Source organism: Lutibacter holmesii (assembly GCF_042679665.1).
GTDB classification, from domain to species: domain Bacteria; phylum Bacteroidota; class Bacteroidia; order Flavobacteriales; family Flavobacteriaceae; genus Lutibacter; species Lutibacter holmesii.
The window spans coordinates 172,898-190,631 of the sequence record NZ_JBHTMV010000009.1; the positions used below are offsets into that span (position 1 = coordinate 172,898).

The following is a 17,734-nucleotide window of genomic DNA, read 5'->3' on the forward strand; positions in this document are numbered from 1 at the left end:
TTAAAATTTTATTATTTTTTATTCACTCAAAACAATTTAACACACCATGAAAAAGCCAGATTACTTAATACTTTTATGCAATTCTTATAGAATGGTTGGAGAAGCAAAAGGCACTTGCCTTAAACGTGGATCCTCAGATTTAATACAATATATTTCAGAAGAAGCAGCTGACAGAGGTTTAGATGTTGCCGTAACCACAACAGCCTGCTTAAACATTTGTCCACAAGGCCCAGTTATTATTGTTCAACCCAATAATTATTGGTACGGAGGTGTTACTGACGAAGACACAATAGATGAAATTTTAGATGCTTTAGAAGAAAATGAAGCTGTTGAAGAATATTTGATATCCGATTAAAACTGCACATCTAAAGCCTGCAGCGTTAAGTGCAGAAATTTTACATTCACTTTAAATAATTTTAAAATATGGAACTATTTTTTATAATTACTTTGTTTATTGTTGCCTTTTTATACGCCTCTATTGGTCACGGTGGAGCCAGTGGATATTTAGCGCTAATGGCTATGTTTGGTATTGAAGCAATTACCATGAGATCATCAGCATTAATTTTAAACTTATTTGTTGCAGGTATTGCATTTTACAGTTATTACAAAGGAGGTTATTTTAAATGGAAAATCTTACTTCCATTTATTATTGGCTCTATGCCAGCAGCCTTTTTAGGTGCAAAACTTACAATAGATCCTTCTATCTATAAAATATCACTAGGTTTTTGCCTTTTAATTGCAGTTGCTAGAATGTTGATTCCTGTAAAAAACAAAAAAAATAAACCTTTAATAGCTCCAAATATGCTAATAGGAATAACGGTTGGTTTTATTGTTGGCTTTTTCTCTGGAATGATTGGAATTGGAGGCGGAATTATTTTAAGTCCGCTGTTAATTGTTTTTGGATGGGCTAATTTAAAAGAAGCAGCTACTATTTCTGCAGGGTTTATTTGGCTAAATTCAGCAACCGGATTGTTAGGAACTTTAAGTTCGGGCGTTCATTTATCTTCCATGATAATTCCTTGGATATTGGTTGCGTTAATTGGTGGTTTTCTTGGCTCATGGTCTGGAAGTTTTAAATTCTCACTAAGCACATTACGCTATGTTTTAGCTTCTGTTTTAGTAATGGCTAGTTTTAAATTATTCTTTGTATAATATTATTTTTTATGATTGAACCTTATATTATAGACACAACCTTACGTGATGGTGAACAAGCACCTGGTGTAGTTTTTTCAAAAAAAGAAAAAATGAAAATTGCCTATATGCTTGAAGAAATGGGTGTTGATGAAGTTGAAATTGGAACTCCAGCAATTAGCAATGAAGAAAAGAAAATTATTAAAGCAATTGCATCGGAAGGATTTTCATACAAAACCTCAAGTTGGTGTAGAGCAAATATGAATGATATTAAAGAAGCTTCAACACTAAAAACTACTTCAATAAACATTTCATTACCTGTTTCAGATATTCAAATAAATACTTTAGGAAGATCACGAGATTGGGTACTTTCAGAATTAAAGAAAACAACAATGTATGCTTGTAGTTATTTTAATCACGTTACTGTAGGCGCACAAGATGCTACAAGGGCAAACATTCAATTTTTACACGAATATATTTCTTTAGCAAAAGAATTTGGAGCAAATAGGATTCGTATTGCTGATACTGTTGGAATCTCAAGTCCATTAGAAATACAAGAATTATTTTTAAATTTATCTTCTCATTTTCCAAATATGGAATTTGAATTTCACGGGCATAACGATTTAGGAATGGCAACTGCAAACGCTATTACAGCCTATAAATCTGGAGCAAAATGCTTAAGTGCAACAGTAAATGGTTTGGGTGAAAGAGCAGGGAATTCTGTTTTAGAAGAGTTGATAGCTTATTTTATTTACAAAGAAAACAGTGTAGCATACAATGGCGAAATAGTTTCAACACTTTGTAATTTTGTAGCTGATATTGCAAAGGTTAAATTAGCTTTAAACAAACCACTTATTGGAGAAAAAGTACACACACACGAATCTGGTATACACACCTCAGCAATTCTTAAAAACAAAAAATCATATCAATTTATCAATCCTTCAGACTTTGGTGTTGACACTGAAAAAACAGCATTTTGTTTTGGAAAACATTCAGGTAAAGCATCAATACATCATTTCTTTAAGGAGAAAAACTTATTGCTAGACGATCAAAGAATTCAACAAATATTGAATTTAGTAAAAGAAAGTGCCTCTTCTTGGAAAAGACCACTTACTGAAATTGATTTAATGCAAATATATTTAGCCAACAGTTAATTAGGTACGCTTTCTGTAACTTCTTGCAAACTTAAATACACATTTGCCAAACTGTGTTTAATAAGTGCATTTTTTAATATGCCTTTTTTAAACGTATATTCATTTTTATTTCCATTATTTGGATGTTTTATAGAATATTTATGCGGTGAAATAAGTTTTACTATTGCTTTTTCTCCGCTAATTTCAAAATACATAGAAGCACCTTCTTTTGGCTCGTGAAACCACAAAGAACTACCACTATAATTAATTACATCATTTATTTGAGATATCTTTCCATCTTTATCCATAATATAACCATTATCATTAATTGCAAGGCGCGTAGTAGAATTTAACTTACCTCTTTTATAGGTTTTTAATAAAGATTCTTGCAGCACACCGTTTCTATACCTACTTGATTGCATATACTTAGCTCTAATTTTAAAAATTAGGCAAACTTCTACATCACTTGTTGCCTCTACAAATAAATTTTCACCCTCAATTTTTTCTTGCACTGTAATTGTTCCAATATTCATACCCATTGCACGAATGTTGTAAACAGCCAATTTATGTTGATCTTGCGCAAAACAAGACAAACCACATAATAGTAGAAAAATTAAAAATTTGATTTTTTGAAAAATCATGAGTATTTATAAAAACAAGATAACCGTTCGAAGTTACTGAATTTATTGTAAACATCTAAAATACAACGCTATAAAAAAAAACCTTCCCAAAATTTAAAATTTCAAGAAGGATTTAAAATAGGAATATTGTAATACTATTACTTTGTTTTGTGTTGAATATTAATAGATTCAACGTGAATAGCTTTAAATACCTCTTCAACAAACTCTTTGCTTAATCCTTTTTCTACTCCAGTTTCAACCATTGCATTTAAGATTTCAGACCAACGACCGCTTTGTAAAATAGCAACATTTTCTTTATGCTTTAATTTTCCAATATTTTCAGCAACACTCATTCTATCTCCTAAAATATCAATAATATTACTATCAATTAAATCTAACTCTTTACGGTATAAATTTAATTTACTTTGGAAACTTTCTTTAGAACTACTTTTTTGACGAATCTTTAATTCTTTTGTTATTTCATCTAATCTTGCCGGTGTAATTTGTTGTGCTGCATCACTCCAAGCATTATCTGGATCAATATGAGTTTCAACCATTAAACCATCAAAATTTAAATCTAAAGCTGTTTGAGAAACATCTAAAATAGTATCTCTTCTACCACAAATATGTGAAGGATCTAAAATTAAAGGTAAATTTGGAAAGTTTTTCTTTAACTCAATTGCAATTTTCCATTTTGGTTTATTTCTGTAATGACCTGTATTATATGCTGAAAATCCTCTATGAATTACACCTAATTGATCTATACCTGCAGATTTAAAACGCTCAACACCACCTAACCATAAAGCTAAATCTGGGTTTACTGGATTTTTAACTAATACTGGTTTTTTAACACCTTTTAAAGCATCTGCAATTTCTTGAACTGCAAATGGGTTTACTGTTGTTCTTGCTCCAATCCATAAAATATCAACATCTGCTTTTAAAGCTAACTCTACGTGGTTTGCATTTCCAACTTCCGTTGTAATTTTCATTCCAGTTTCTTCACGAACTCTTTGTAACCATGGCAATCCTATTCCACCAACACCTTCAAAACCTCCTGGTCTTGTTCTTGGTTTCCAAATACCTGCTCTAAATACATTTGTATCTGTATCTTTTAATAAATGAGCTGTTTTTAAAACTTGCTCTTCAGTTTCTGCACTACAAGGTCCTGCAATAACAAGAGGGTGATCTAACCCCATATCATCTAACCACTTTCTGTTTTCTTTTGTAATCTCCATCTTAAATTTAGTTGTGTTTTTATTTTTAATATTTTTAACTATCTATCTTATTTAATTCCGTTTAATACTGTTTTAATATAATTGGTACCATCCATAGTATCATTTAAACCTTTAGCATCATCATCTTCAACCATTTTTTTAAACTCTTTTAAGTTTTTAATATATTCATTTAAAGACTTAATTAAATTCTCTTTATTTTCTAAAAAAATAGGTGTCCAAGTACTTGATGAACTTTTTGCCAAACGCACTGTTGAAGCAAAACCAGTACTTGCCATATCAAAAATTGCCTCTTCGTTTTTTTCAATTTCCAATACTGTTTTACCAAGCATAAAAGAACTTACGTGCGACAAATGTGAAACATAAGCAATATGCCTATCATGTTCAACAGGATTCATCATTTTTATATGCATATTCAACTGTTTAAACAAACTTATAGCGTGATCTAAAATACGCCAATCTGTTTTATCAGCTTCACAAATAATATTTACTTTATCATCAAACAAATTCAATATCGCAGCTTCTGGTCCTGAAAACTCTGTACCAGCCATTGGGTGCGCAGCTACAAAATTTTTACGTTTTGGATGCTGTTCTACGGCTTTACAAATTTCATTTTTTACTGAACCAACATCAAAAACCAAGGTGTCTTTCCCAATTACATTTAGTACTTGTTTTGAAACTTCTCCAATTACATTTACTGGCACCGCAATTATAACTACTGAAGCGTATGACAAATCATCTAAACTACCTTCTTCATCAATAAACCCTAATTCTAAGGCTTTTTTAACGTGCGCTGGGTTTTGATCTACTCCAACCACTTTAAAATTCATTCTTAGTTTTAAATCTAAGGCCAATGAACCTCCAATTAAACCTAAACCAATAACTACTAATTTTTCCATTATTTTAGTTATTTAAACGGCTTAAAACTTCATTCAAAACTTCTTCAGTAACACAAAGTGAAGCTCTTATATAGCCTTCTCCGTTTGACCCAAAAATAGTTCCTGGCGTTATAAACACATCTTTTTCATACAATAATTTATCTGTAATTTCTTCGGAAGAAATTCCTGCTGGAATTTTAGCCCAAACAAATAATCCTCCTATTGTTTTATCGTAAGTACAATTTAATGCATCAAATATTTTCCAAACAATAGTTCTTCGTTTTAAGTAAATTTCATTTAAACTCTCAAACCATTCATTTGATAATTTTAAAGCCTCAACAGCACCTTTTTGAATTCCTAAAAACATACCAGAATCCATATTACTTTTTACCTGCAACACAGTTTTAATAATTTCAGCATCACCCACAATCATACCTACGCGCCAACCTGCCATATTGTAAGTTTTACTTAATGAATTTAATTCAATAGCAATTTCTTTTGCGCCTTCAATAGCCAAAATACTAATTGGGTTTTTATGCAAAATAAAACTATAAGGATTGTCGTTTACCACCAAAATATTGTGTTTTTTAGCAAACGCAATTAACTGCTCAAAATCTTCTTTTGATGCAACTGCACCTGTTGGCATATGCGGATAATTTACCCACATAATTTTTACGTTTTCTAAATCTTCTTTTTCTAACTCCTCATAATTTGGCAACCAATTACTGTTTTCATTTAAATTATAAAAAACAGGTTCAGCCTCTACCAATTTAGTAACTGATGCATATGTTGGGTATCCAGGATTAGGAATTAACACTTTATCTCCTTTATTTAAAAAGGCCATTGAAATATGCATAATACCTTCTTTTGAACCCATTAAAGGTAAAATTTCAGTAGCTGCATTTAATTCAACATTATAATTGGTAGCATAAAAATTGCGCATACCTTCACGTAACGCAGGAGTTCCTTGATAACTTTGATATTGATGTGCATTTGGCCCGTCAACAGCATTTTTTATTGCTTCAACAACACTTGCTGAAGGCGCTAAATCTGGGCTTCCAATAGCTATATTAATTACTGGCTTCCCTTCATTTTTTAAGGCGGCAACTTCTCTCAATTTTTTTGAGAAATAGTATTCTTTTACATCACTTAACCTGTCCGCTTTTTGTATCATTATCTTTTACTTTTTGTGTATTCACCAAGTACTTTTAACATCTCTACCTTATCTTGAATTTCTTGCATTGCATCAAAATAATCTGCATAACTTTTAAATGTAAAATCTGCAAAAAAGGCATATTTCCAAGGAGTTTCAATCACTGGCATTGATTGAATTTTAGAAAGGTTTAAATTGTAATTAGCCAATACTGACAATACATTACCTAAACTTCCTGTATCATGACTGGTAATAAATTTTATGGAAGCTTTGTTAGCTGAAACGGCGTTCTTTTTTTCTTCATTATTTAAAATAAAAAAACGCGTTGCATTTTCTTTAATTGTTTGAATTGAAGAAGCCAAAATAGTTAAATCATAAATTTCAGCTGCCAATTCACTAGCAATTGCCCCTACTCCTTTTAACTGATTGTCATGAATTCTTTTTGCTACAGAAGCAGTGTCTTTATCTTCAATTAGTTTAATATGCGGATATTGCTTAAAAAACTTATGACATTGCAATAAAGCCATTGGATGTGAATATACTTCAGTAATATCTTCAATTTTTTGACCATTCAGTACCATTAAATTATGTTGAATTGGCAAATGAAATTCACCGCAAATATTTAATTGATATCGGTCAATCAATGCATAATTAGGCAATATTGCCCCAGCAATTGTGTTTTCTATTGCCATTATCAATACATCAGCTTTATTGTCTTTAAGTAATTCTGGCATTTCAGAAAAAGACATACACTCTAACAAATCAATATTTTTGCCAAAAAAATTATCAGCCACAATGTGGTGAAACGATCCTTTTATACCTTGTATTGCTACTTTCATTCTAAATTTTATCAAAAAAAAAGCCTCGAAATTTTTCGAGACTTTTAAATTATATTTTGTTTAACTAACACATACAAAGCCTCATCTTTTATTGCTAAAATAAAAGTAAAAAAAGAAGTTAGTCCAAGTGTTAATTGTTATCATATTCATAATTGAAAGAACAAATGTAAATTTTAATTTTAAAAAAACAAGATATTTTTAAAAAAATACACAATTATCATTTTTTTGTTCAAAATTTTAAAATAAAAATGGCTTTATCCTTTATTTATTGCTATTTCCATATTGCAATATTCTAAAAACCACAATATTACAAACAATAAGAAAAATACAAACTTCAAGATACCGCACTCTAAATCGTTTTAGTAAATTTCACAAGAATTTAAGACCTAATTATAAGGCGCTTACGATGAATACTTTGTATATTTGGCATTCGAAAATTAAATATAGTTTAGAATGAACAAGAAAGTAATTTTAATGATTTTAGATGGCTGGGGAATAACGCAAGAGCCTGAGGTTTCTGCAATTTATAACGCAAGCACATCATACATTGATAGTTTATATAATAAATATCCAAACGCAAGTTTACGTACAGATGGTGAACATGTTGGATTACCTGTTGGGCAAATGGGGAATAGTGAAGTTGGACATATGAACTTAGGAGCTGGTAGAATTGTTTACCAAAACCTAGTTAGAATTAATATGGCCATTGAAAACAAAACATTAGGTCAAGAAAAAGTATTGCTTGATGCATTAAACTATGCAAAAGAAAACAATAAAAACATTCACTTATTAGGTTTGGTTTCAAACGGTGGTATTCATTCGCATATTAATCACCTAAAAGGATTGTTAGATGTTGCGGCTGAAAACAATGCAGAAAATGTGTATTTACACGCTTTTACTGATGGTAGAGACACTGATCCAAAATCTGGTAGCTATTTTATCAATGACATTGAAGAGCACATGGCTAAAACTACTGGAGAAGTAGCTTCAATTACAGGTCGTTACTATGCAATGGATCGTGATAACCGTTGGGAACGTATAAAAATTGCTTATGATGCTGTTGTAAATGCTTCAGGTGAAAAATCTACAAATGCTGTAGAAAGCTTGAATGTAAACTACGAAAATGATGTTACCGATGAATTCATCAAACCAATTATTGTAACTGATGAAAACGGAGCGCCAAAAGCTCAAATTAAAGAAGATGATGTTGTAATTTTCTTTAACTACAGAACAGATAGAGGACGTGAGTTAACAGAAGTATTATCTCAAAAAGCATATCCTGAATACGGAATGGAGCCTTTAAAATTACATTACGTAACAATCACTAATTACGATGCTTCATTTAAAGGAATCAACGTAATTTATAACACTGATAACTTAAAGGACACTTTAGGTGAAGTTTTAGAAAAAGCAGGCAAAAAACAAATTAGAATTGCTGAAACTGAAAAATACCCGCACGTAACATTCTTTTTCTCAGGAGGACAAGAAAGCGAATTTAAAGGAGAAAGCAGATTGTTATGCCCTTCACCAAAAGTTGCAACATACGATTTACAACCAGAAATGAGTGCTTTTGATATTCGTGATGCAATTATTCCTGAATTAAATAAAGGTGATGTTGATTTTGTATGTTTAAACTTTGCCAATGGAGATATGGTTGGACATACAGGTGTTATGGAAGCTGCAATAAAAGCTTGTGAAGCGGTTGATACTTGCGTTAAAGATGTAGTTGCAGCAGCAAATGCAAACGACTATACTACTTTAATAATTGCAGATCACGGTAACTGTGAAACTATGAAAAATCCTGACGGATCTCCTCATACAGCACACACAACAAACCCAGTTCCTTTTATTTTAGTTGATAAAGATTTAAAAGAAATTAACGACGGTGTTTTAGGTGATATTGCTCCTACTATTTTAAAATTAATGGGAATTGAGCAACCAGCAGCAATGACACGTCACTCATTAATATAATTCAATGAAAAAAATTCTATTAAGTATACTTGTAGTTTTAACTGTAAGTTGTGTTGCTCAAACCAAAAAAGAAACGGCTACTTTAGATAAAAGTGGAAATTTAGTTGGTATTGCTACCAAAGAAAATTTTCTTACTGAACCTTTTAAAGAAGATTGGTTTGATGTTGGTTATAATGATTATAAACCAAACCAAGATATTTTAAACAGTTTAAAACCTTTGCTTCAAAAAGTTACAATAAAAGCTTTTATGGGAACTTGGTGTGGAGACAGTCAAGAGCAAACTCCAATACTTTACAACATATTAGACGCTACCAATTTCAATTATCAAAATTTAGAAATGATTTGCGTAAATAGAAGTAAAAAAACACCAGACAACCTGCAAAAAGGACTAGACATAGAACGTGTACCAACTTTTATTTTCTATAAAGATGGAGAAGAAATTGGCCGTTTTGTTGAATATCCAAGAGAAAGTGTAGAAGCAGATATTTTAGCAATTGTAAACGGAAAACCTTACAAACATTCTTACCAAGAATAGAATTTTATACATATTTTTAAAAAGAGGTTGTTTTCACAACCTCTTTTTTTATGCTTCATTTTCCAAATCATTTAATTCGTCAAGTTGTTTTAACAAGTCAAATGTTTTCTTTGCTTCTTCTTCATCAATTATCGAAATTGCCGCACCCACATGAACCAACACATAATTACCCACCACAGCTTCAGGCAGCAATGCTAAACTCACTTCTTTAACAACACCATCAAACGAAACTTTACCCATTCTAAAAACCTCATCAAGAGGCGAAGTAATTGCTATTAATCTCCCTGGAATTGCTAAACACATAATTCTATAATTTTTTGGGTGTTCCCTTTCAGGTCGCGCTTTCCGTTATATCTTTTTCTACGTTACACTTCAAAAAAGGATATCACTGCAATCGCTAACACATAACTTTATTTAATCATTGAGCAGTGTAAAATGACTTTCAATTTTTACAATTCTAAAATTTCAACCAAACTCAACTACCAAATTCTATCTATTTTCTTTCAACCATTTATACCAAGCATCCATTCCGTTTCCATTGGTAGCCGAAACTTCAAAAAACTGTAAATTAGGATTCACTTGAAGCGCATAATTTTTCAATTTCTCAACATCAATATCTACATAAGGTAACAAGTCTATTTTATTAATAATACAAACATCAGACGTATAAAATATATCAGGATATTTAATAGGTTTATCTTCTCCTTCAGTAGTACTTACAATTACTACACGCTTACTTTCACCCAAATCAAACATAGACGGACACACCAAATTTCCCACATTTTCAATTAGCAACATAGCGTTATTTTCTATTTCTAATTTCTTCACAGCATCATACACCATATCACTTTCTAAATGGCAACCTTTACCCGTATTTATTTGAACAACCGGCACATTTAACGCTGCAATTCTATTGGCATCATTCAATGTTTGCTGGTCGCCTTCAATCACATAAAAAGAGAACTCTTGCTTTAAATCTTGCAAAGTTTTCTCTAAAAGCGATGTTTTACCTGAACCGGGTGAGCTCACCAAATTCAAACAACATATATTTTTAGCTTCAAAATAACCTCTATTTCTAGCAGCCAATAATTGATTGTTATGCAAAATATCCTGCTCAATATCCAACACACGATGCTGGTGCGCATGTTGGTGCTCATGAGAATGAGCGTCATGATGATGATGGTGATGATGATGAGCATGCTTTTGATTTTGCACTTCTCCTAGTTTTAAAATTGTTGGACCATTTGCATCAGATCCACAGCCGCAAGTTCCACACATAATAGTTATTTTTAAATGACTTCTAATGTTTTAACTTTTAATTCTTCACCTTGTAAAATATCTTTAAAATTACTGCCACATTTTGGACAAACATCATATATGTTTTCCATTTCAAATTCCACTCCACAATCTTTACATCTCCCTTTCCCTACAATCACTTCTACTTCTTTTTTAGCACTTGCTAACACCGTATTTTTTACCGCTGAGCTCCAAACAAAATTCAAAGAGTTTAACTCTACACCAGATAAAACACCAACAACCAATTCTATTTTGATTACTTTTTTAGCATTTACCTTAACTATTTCATCTTCAGCTATTTTTACTATTCCAAGCGCTATAGATAATTCATGCATAATTCAAGGTTCTTATCAAATTTACAAAAAAATACAACTACATTCATTAATAAATATTAGTTATAAAATGCGTAAATTTAATACGCACATTTAAGAGGAACTAAAAATGCTAAAAACATATAAAATCTCTATTACTGGACAAGTACAAGGTGTAGGATTTCGCCCTTATGTGTATGCGCTTTCTTCTCAATTTAATTTAAAAGGTACGGTTTCTAACAACGAGCAAGGTGTTGTTATCTATATTTCAGGAAAAAAAGATACAGTAGAATGTTTTTATCAAAAATTAATTACATCTCCTCCTCCGGTTTCAAAAATTAAAAACCACACTTTTAAAGAAATTAAAACCATTTATTTTAACGATTTTAAAATCATTCCTTCTAAAAAAAATGGACACTTAAACCTTCCTTTAACACCCGATTTTGCAATTTGCAACGATTGTAAAAAAGAACTTGAAAACAACAAAAACAAACGCTACCACTACCCTTTTACAACCTGTGTAAACTGTGGTCCACGTTGGGCAATAACACAAACTTTCCCTTTTGAACGAAACAATACAAGTATCGAAAAATTTAAAATGTGTAAAACTTGCTTGGAAGAATATACGAATCCTTTAAATAGAAGATTTCATTCACAAACAAACAGCTGTAAAACTTGTGGAATACAACTAGAATTATACAATAACAAACGTGAATTAATTTCAATTTCAAAACACAATATATTTCATGAAATTGCGCAATTACTTTCCAAAGGAAAAATAATAGCTATTAAAAACACAAGCGGCTATTTATTGTGTTGCCATGCTGAAAACAGTGAAGTTATTCAAAAACTTAGAATTAAAAAACACCGGCCAAATAAACCTTTTGCTGTTTTATATCCTTCATTAAAAAAACTACAAAATGAAATTCAATTAAACGCTCAGCAACTACAATCTTTAACTTCTACTGAAAGGCCAATTAATATTATTTCATTAAAAAACTACACCGGAAAATTAGCTTTAACTGAAATTGCTCCAAAACTAAATCAATTAGGTGTAATGCTTCCGTACACCGGTATTTTACAACTATTGGCCAACGAGTTAAGTTTTCCAATTATTGCTACTAGCGGAAATATTCATGGCTCTCCAATTATAAGTAATAATACTGAAGCCTTTGAAAAACTAAAAAACGTAGCCGATTATTTTTTACAACACAATTTAACCATTGAACATCCACAAGATGATTCTGTTGTAAAATTTAGTACAACATTTAAACAAGAAGTTTTGTTTAGACGCTCGCGAGGTTACGCACCCAATTATTTAAACACATCACTAAATTCTAAGGAAAAAATACTAGCCATGGGTGCACATTTAAAAAGCACCATTACTTTTTACCCAAATGAAAATTTATATGTTAGCCAGTACTTAGGAGTCCTCGATAATTTTGAAGTTTATAACCGGTTTTGCAAAACCTCTAACAATTTTATGCAGCTTTTTGAACAACAACCAAACGTAATTTTAGTTGACAAACATCCTTTATATCAAAGCACGCAATACGGAAAGGAATTAGCAGAGAAATTAAATTCAAAAGCAGTAGAAATTCAACATCATAAGGCACATTTTACAGCAATTTTAGGGGAACATAATTTGTTTGAAGAAAAAGTATTAGGTGTAATTTTTGATGGAACCGGCTACGGAAATGACGCAAATATTTGGGGCGGAGAATTTTTTAATTACGAAAACAATACCATAAAACGAATTGGTCAATTAGAAAATTTTGATTGGTTATTTGGCGATAAAATGGCAACAGAACCACGTGTTTCATTATTCGCAATTTCCCCTAAAGAAATGCTTCCTTTTTTAAAACAAAAATTCACCTTAAACGAACTCAACAATTACACTAATTTAAAAAGTAAAAACAAGCTAAAAACCTCCTCTGTTGGGCGATTATTTGATGCAGTTGCCTCATTACTAAATATTGCTGATTTTAATTCTTATGAAGGTGAAGCCGCCATACTTTTAGAAAATTCAATTTCAAGTTACAACTTAAAAAAGTGCAAACTATATTGCAAAACTAATTCAACAGGATTTTCAGGAAAAGAAATTATAACCAACTGTTATAACGATCTTAAAAACGGAAATACCAATGAACAAATTATATGTAATTTTTTATACACATTAGCTTCAACCATTTTAAATTTTGCAACCAAAAAAGACTATAAAAAAATAGCTTTTAGCGGCGGTGTTTTTCAAAACACAACCTTAATTGATATGCTATATGAATTAGCTTCTAAAGAAATAAAGTTGTATTTTCATAAGAATTTATCGCCAAACGATGAAAACATTTCTTTTGGACAATTAATGTATTATTTACACATTAATAACTAGCTATGAAATATTTAAGTGAATATCGAAATTTAGAAGCCACTAAGAAAATCTTAGATGAAATTCACAAAATCACAACTCGTGAATGGAACATTATGGAGATTTGTGGCGGACAAACTCACAGCTTGGTTAAAAACGGAATTTTAGAATTATTACCTAAAAAAATTAAGATGATACATGGACCTGGTTGCCCAGTTTGTGTGACTCCCGCAAGCTTAATTGACAAAGCAATTGAATTGCTAAACCAAGGTGTAATTGTATGTTCATTTGGAGACATGATTCGGGTTCCTGGTAGTAAAAAAAGCTTGCTTGAAGCCAAAACACATGGTGGAGACCTACGCATTTTATACTCGCCAATTGAAGCTGTTTCCGTTGCTAAAGAAAATCCAGATAAGGAAGTTGTGTTTTTTGCTGTTGGTTTTGAAACTACGGCTCCTGCAAACGCCTTATCGGTATTACTAGCTAAAAAAGAAGCTGTTTTAAACTTTTCAATTTTAGCTTCTCAAGTATTAGTTCCACCGGCAATGGAAGCAATTTTAGAAGATAAATTTTGTACTATTGATGTATTTTTAGCGGCTGGACACGTGTGTGCAATTATGGGAATTCAAGAATATTATCCTTTAGTTTCTAAATTCAAAATACCAATTATAGTCACCGGATTTGAACCTTTAGACTTAGTACAAGGTATTTATATGGCTGTAAAACAGTTAGAAAATGGCAAGTACAAACTAGAAAATCAGTACGTGCGCATTGTAAAAGAACACGGAAATAAATTGGCTATTGAAGCTATTCAAAAAGTATTTGAAGTTGGTAAACGCGAATGGCGTGGCATTGGTGAAATTCCAAATAGCGGCTACGTAATTAAAAGTGCTTACAAGAAATTTGATGCAGCTGTAAAATTTAATATTCAACATAACAAAGAAACTAAAAACAACGCTTGCATTGCTGGTGAAATTTTAAAAGGAATTAAAAAACCAATAGAATGTAACCAGTTTGCAAAAACTTGTAAACCTGCAAACCCTTTAGGCGCTCCTATGGTTTCTTCAGAAGGAGCTTGCGCAGCATATTATCATTTTTCAACAAATTTAAATGACTAATTATGAAGAATAAAAACGTAAGTTCTGAAACTATTACCTTAGGTCACGGAAGCGGTGGTGAATTAACTAGAGAATTATTAGATAATATAATTCTTAAAACATTCAGCAATCCATATTTAGATCAAAAACACGACGGTTCCATTGTAAAATTTGAAGGTGAAATAGCTGTTTCAACCGACAGTTTTGTTATTACTCCTATTTTTTTTAAAGGTGGAAATATTGGTGAATTAGCAGTGCACGGAACTGTAAATGACGTTGCAATGTGTGGTGCCATTCCAAAGTATTTGTCTTTGGCGTTTATTATTGAAGAAGGCTTAAAAATTTCAGAATTTATTAAAATTGTTCAATCCATAAAAAAAGTAGCAGACGAAAGTAACGTATTAATTATTACCGGAGACACCAAAGTAGTTGAACGTGGAAAAGGCGATAAAATATTTATAAACACCACAGGTTTTGGTGAAGTACATCCAAAAGCAAATATTTCAGTCCAACATATAAATGAAGGAGATAAAATTTTGGTGAACGGATTTATTGCACAACACGGAATGGCAATTATGAGTGAACGCGAAGGGCTAGAATTTGAATCAACAATTGAAAGTGACTCTACCAATTTAAACTTTTTAGTAAAAGATTTACTTGATGAATTTGGTGATCAAATAAAATTATTTAGAGATCCTACTCGCGGAGGCTTAGGAACCGTTTTACATGAAATTTCGAATGCTATTTCAAAAGGAATATTTATAAAAGAAACTTTTATTCCGTTAGAAAAACAAGTTGCAGCTGCTTGTGAAATGCTAGGTTTAGATCCATTATATGTAGCTAATGAAGGTGTATTTTTAGTAATTGTTGACCCAAGTATTGCTACTGAAGTTTTAACATTCATGCAAAACCATATAAAAGGAGTAAATGCAGCAATTATTGGTGAAATTACAAATGAACATCCAAATAAAGTAATTATGGAAAGTTTAATTGGAGGAAAAAGAATTGTGAATCCCTTAGTTGGTGAACAACTACCAAGAATTTGTTAATTAGCTAACACCCAATAAACCCCAATTACCAAAGCAAATAAACCGACTGCTAAACGAATTCCCTTAAAAAAATACTGGTTAGAAACTGGTTTTGAAAAAGCAGCAATACTACCAACAAACATTGCAAAAACAATCATAGCAATTAAAGTTCCTATTGCAAATCCAATTATATATTTTACAGAATCGTTGTTTGATGCAAATCCAACAACAGGTAAAAACAATAAAAAATGTGCAACGCCTGCCAAACCGTGTACAAACCCTACAGACAAAGAAGCAAAGTTTCCTTGTCTTGCATTTAAAAAATCATACGTATGTATTTTATTTGATTGACTAATAGAAGAACTTATCGTTTTTTCATCATTTTTAAAAACTTTAAACAACACCCATACACCTAAAAAAACTAATATCACACCAACAAATTGTTCACTATAGGTAGAGATTTTTTCAACAGGAATTAACTCTTTAAAAAACAAAAACAATACACCAATAGACAACATTCCAAATATATGGCCAAAGCCCCAAAACAAACCAACCTTCCATGCTTCCCTTTTACTTTCTATGGCAAATGGCGCAACGGCTGCTAAATGATCTGGACCTGAAATTACATGCACTAATGCAGCTATGATTCCGGCAAATAAAGGAAAAGTTACTTCCATCTTTTTCATTTTTACTACATAAATTTACAAGAAATTTTTCTTTATCAAATAAAAAAGCCAAGATTAAAAATTTCAATCTTGGCTTCAACTAATTTAAGTTTTAATTTCGTATTTCTTCAAAATAAGATTTATCAATTGCTTCTCTATGATTAGGATGCGCAATATTTACCAAAGCTTTTACACGCTGTTTAATTGTTTTTCCATATAAATCAGCAACTCCATATTCGGTTGCAATATATTGCACGTGAGATCTTGTAGTTACTACACCCGCACCTTTATTTAAAAACGGCACAATTCTACTAATTCCTTTTGTTGTTTGTGATGGCAATGCAATTATTGCTTTACCGCCTTCGCTTAAACTTGCGCCTCTAATAAAATCCATTTGACCACCTACACCTGAAAACATATTAGCGCCAATAGAGTCTGCACAAACCTGTCCAGTTACATCCACTTGAATTGCAGAATTTATAGCAACCATTTTAGGGTTTTGCCTAATATTTGCAACACTATTTGTATAGTCACAAGAGCGCATTTCAACAAACGGATTATCATCAACGTAATCATACAATCTTTTTGAACCGCCTAAAAAAGTTGTTAAAGCCCTTCCGGCATTTACACCTTTGTAATTTCCGTTAATTACGTTTGATAAAATTAGATCTATCACACCGTCTGAAAACATTTCAGTATGCAAACCTAAATCTTTATGATTTCCTAAACGTGATAAAACCGCATTAGGAATAGATCCAATTCCCATTTGCAAAGTGCTTCTATCATCAATTAACTCAGCTACAAAATCACCAATTTTACGTTCAATTTTTGTTGGTTCAGCAATTTCAAATTCGTGAATAGGTTCACTAAACTCAACAAACGTATTCAATTCTGAAATATGAATCAATCCTTCACCATGAACTCTTGGCATTTGATCGTTAATTTGAGCAATTACATGTTTTGCATTGGCAATTACTGCTAAAATTGCTTCAACAGATACACCTAATGAACAGTATCCATGTTTATCAGGTGTTGAAACTTGAATTAAAGCTACATCAACAGGTAACACATTTCTTTTAAACAAATTAGGAACTTCACTTAAAAAAACTGGTGTATAAGAACCATTTCCGGCTTTTAAAGTATGACGAACATTTTTACCAATAAAAAGTGAATTTACATGAAAACTATCTTTGTAAATAGGATTTGCATAAGGTGTTTCCCCTTCAATATGTAAATGACAAACCTCAACACCTCTCAACTCTTCATGTCTTTCAGACATTGCATTTATCAATTCTTGCGGAGCTGCTGCTGCGGCTTGAATATAAACCCTATCATTCGATTTTATAACCTTTACTGCTTCTTTTGCCGTTACTGCTTTATACATATTTCTGCATTGTTTTTATTAAAATCATATAAAAATGTAAAAATAATGATAATTACTCAAATTTGATTGATTTTTTAGTTGATTTTTTGCGTTTTATTT

Annotated in this window: 18 protein-coding genes; 8 read left to right on the plus strand and 10 right to left on the minus strand. The window is 31.5% G+C overall.

Annotated features, from left to right (window positions below):
* Positions 1 to 46: 46 nt before the first annotated feature.
* From ACFQ5N_RS13260 to ACFQ5N_RS13270, 3 genes are all read left to right on the plus strand, one after another.
* Entirely contained in the window at positions 47 to 355 is a 309-nt protein-coding gene (locus ACFQ5N_RS13260) for a (2Fe-2S) ferredoxin domain-containing protein (RefSeq protein ID WP_386810169.1), read from the plus strand.
* Positions 356 to 423: 68 nt separating this feature from the next.
* On the plus strand, positions 424 to 1,152 hold the full coding sequence (locus ACFQ5N_RS13265) for a sulfite exporter TauE/SafE family protein (protein ID WP_386810170.1): 729 nt from the start codon (positions 424 to 426) through the stop codon (positions 1,150 to 1,152).
* An 11-nt stretch (positions 1,153 to 1,163) separates the two neighbouring features.
* Positions 1,164 to 2,285 (plus strand): homocitrate synthase/isopropylmalate synthase family protein, encoded by a 1,122-nt coding sequence (locus ACFQ5N_RS13270; RefSeq protein ID WP_386810172.1) that lies wholly within the window; start codon positions 1,164 to 1,166, stop codon positions 2,283 to 2,285.
* On the opposite strand, the gene ACFQ5N_RS13275 is transcribed toward ACFQ5N_RS13270, so the two are convergent.
* The 5 genes from ACFQ5N_RS13275 to ACFQ5N_RS13295 all read right to left on the minus strand — a co-directional run bounded on the left by ACFQ5N_RS13275 (position 2,282) and on the right by ACFQ5N_RS13295 (position 6,986).
* On the minus strand, positions 2,282 to 2,905 hold the full coding sequence (locus tag ACFQ5N_RS13275) for a DUF6134 family protein (RefSeq protein ID WP_386810173.1): 624 nt from the start codon (positions 2,903 to 2,905) through the stop codon (positions 2,282 to 2,284). The two genes, ACFQ5N_RS13270 and ACFQ5N_RS13275, sit on opposite strands and share 4 nt — an antisense overlap.
* 137 nt (positions 2,906 to 3,042) lie before the next feature.
* Positions 3,043 to 4,119, minus strand: a complete 1,077-nt coding sequence (locus ACFQ5N_RS13280; RefSeq protein WP_386810175.1) for a chorismate mutase — start codon at positions 4,117 to 4,119, stop codon at positions 3,043 to 3,045.
* A gap of 47 nt (positions 4,120 to 4,166) precedes the next feature.
* Complete coding sequence (locus ACFQ5N_RS13285) at positions 4,167 to 5,015, minus strand: prephenate dehydrogenase (RefSeq protein WP_386810176.1); 849 nt, start codon at positions 5,013 to 5,015, stop codon at positions 4,167 to 4,169.
* A 4-nt stretch (positions 5,016 to 5,019) separates the two neighbouring features.
* Positions 5,020 to 6,168, minus strand: coding sequence for a pyridoxal phosphate-dependent aminotransferase (locus tag ACFQ5N_RS13290; RefSeq protein WP_386810177.1), 1,149 nt, complete (start codon positions 6,166 to 6,168; stop codon positions 5,020 to 5,022).
* Positions 6,168 to 6,986 (minus strand): prephenate dehydratase, encoded by an 819-nt coding sequence (locus ACFQ5N_RS13295; protein ID WP_386810178.1) that lies wholly within the window; start codon positions 6,984 to 6,986, stop codon positions 6,168 to 6,170. The genes ACFQ5N_RS13290 and ACFQ5N_RS13295 overlap by 1 nt, the downstream gene beginning before the upstream one ends.
* Before the next feature lie 453 nt (positions 6,987 to 7,439).
* On the opposite strand from ACFQ5N_RS13295, the gene gpmI reads away from it, so the two are divergent.
* Complete coding sequence (gpmI, locus tag ACFQ5N_RS13300; RefSeq protein WP_386810180.1) at positions 7,440 to 8,957, plus strand: 2,3-bisphosphoglycerate-independent phosphoglycerate mutase; 1,518 nt, start codon at positions 7,440 to 7,442, stop codon at positions 8,955 to 8,957.
* Positions 8,958 to 8,961: 4 nt separating this feature from the next.
* On the plus strand, positions 8,962 to 9,492 hold the full coding sequence (locus ACFQ5N_RS13305; RefSeq protein WP_386810182.1) for a thioredoxin family protein: 531 nt from the start codon (positions 8,962 to 8,964) through the stop codon (positions 9,490 to 9,492).
* A 48-nt stretch (positions 9,493 to 9,540) separates the two neighbouring features.
* Here ACFQ5N_RS13305 and ACFQ5N_RS13310 read toward each other — a convergent pair whose 3' ends face one another.
* The 3 genes from ACFQ5N_RS13310 to ACFQ5N_RS13320 all read right to left on the minus strand — a co-directional run bounded on the left by ACFQ5N_RS13310 (position 9,541) and on the right by ACFQ5N_RS13320 (position 11,123).
* Positions 9,541 to 9,795: a HypC/HybG/HupF family hydrogenase formation chaperone gene (locus tag ACFQ5N_RS13310; RefSeq protein ID WP_386810184.1), complete on the minus strand. Its 255-nt coding sequence runs from the start codon at positions 9,793 to 9,795 to the stop codon at positions 9,541 to 9,543.
* A 186-nt stretch (positions 9,796 to 9,981) separates the two neighbouring features.
* A complete protein-coding gene (hypB, locus tag ACFQ5N_RS13315) occupies positions 9,982 to 10,770 on the minus strand; it encodes a hydrogenase nickel incorporation protein HypB (protein ID WP_386810186.1) in 789 nt (262 codons plus the stop codon).
* A gap of 11 nt (positions 10,771 to 10,781) precedes the next feature.
* Positions 10,782 to 11,123, minus strand: coding sequence for a hydrogenase maturation nickel metallochaperone HypA/HybF (locus ACFQ5N_RS13320; RefSeq protein ID WP_386810187.1), 342 nt, complete (start codon positions 11,121 to 11,123; stop codon positions 10,782 to 10,784).
* A 106-nt stretch (positions 11,124 to 11,229) separates the two neighbouring features.
* Here ACFQ5N_RS13320 and hypF point away from each other — a divergent pair, with 106 nt between their 5' ends.
* The 3 genes from hypF to hypE are packed head-to-tail and all read left to right on the plus strand — an operon-like array spanning position 11,230 to position 15,607.
* Positions 11,230 to 13,485 carry a carbamoyltransferase HypF gene (gene hypF, locus ACFQ5N_RS13325; RefSeq protein ID WP_386810189.1) on the plus strand — a complete coding sequence of 752 codons (2,256 nt, stop codon included), beginning with the start codon at positions 11,230 to 11,232 and terminating at the stop codon, positions 13,483 to 13,485.
* A 2-nt stretch (positions 13,486 to 13,487) separates the two neighbouring features.
* Entirely contained in the window at positions 13,488 to 14,579 is a 1,092-nt protein-coding gene (gene hypD / locus ACFQ5N_RS13330) for a hydrogenase formation protein HypD (protein WP_386810190.1), read from the plus strand.
* 2 nt (positions 14,580 to 14,581) lie between these two features.
* The gene (gene hypE, locus ACFQ5N_RS13335; protein ID WP_386810192.1) at positions 14,582 to 15,607 is read left to right on the plus strand and encodes a hydrogenase expression/formation protein HypE; all 1,026 of its coding nucleotides are present in this window, start codon (positions 14,582 to 14,584) and stop codon (positions 15,605 to 15,607) included.
* Here hypE and ACFQ5N_RS13340 read toward each other — a convergent pair.
* Positions 15,604 to 16,263 (minus strand): urease accessory protein UreH domain-containing protein, encoded by a 660-nt coding sequence (locus ACFQ5N_RS13340; RefSeq protein WP_386810194.1) that lies wholly within the window; start codon positions 16,261 to 16,263, stop codon positions 15,604 to 15,606. The genes hypE and ACFQ5N_RS13340 overlap by 4 nt on opposite strands.
* 100 nt (positions 16,264 to 16,363) lie before the next feature.
* Positions 16,364 to 17,635: an acetyl-CoA hydrolase/transferase family protein gene (locus tag ACFQ5N_RS13345; RefSeq protein WP_386810196.1), complete on the minus strand. Its 1,272-nt coding sequence runs from the start codon at positions 17,633 to 17,635 to the stop codon at positions 16,364 to 16,366.
* Positions 17,636 to 17,734: the final 99 nt, after the last annotated feature.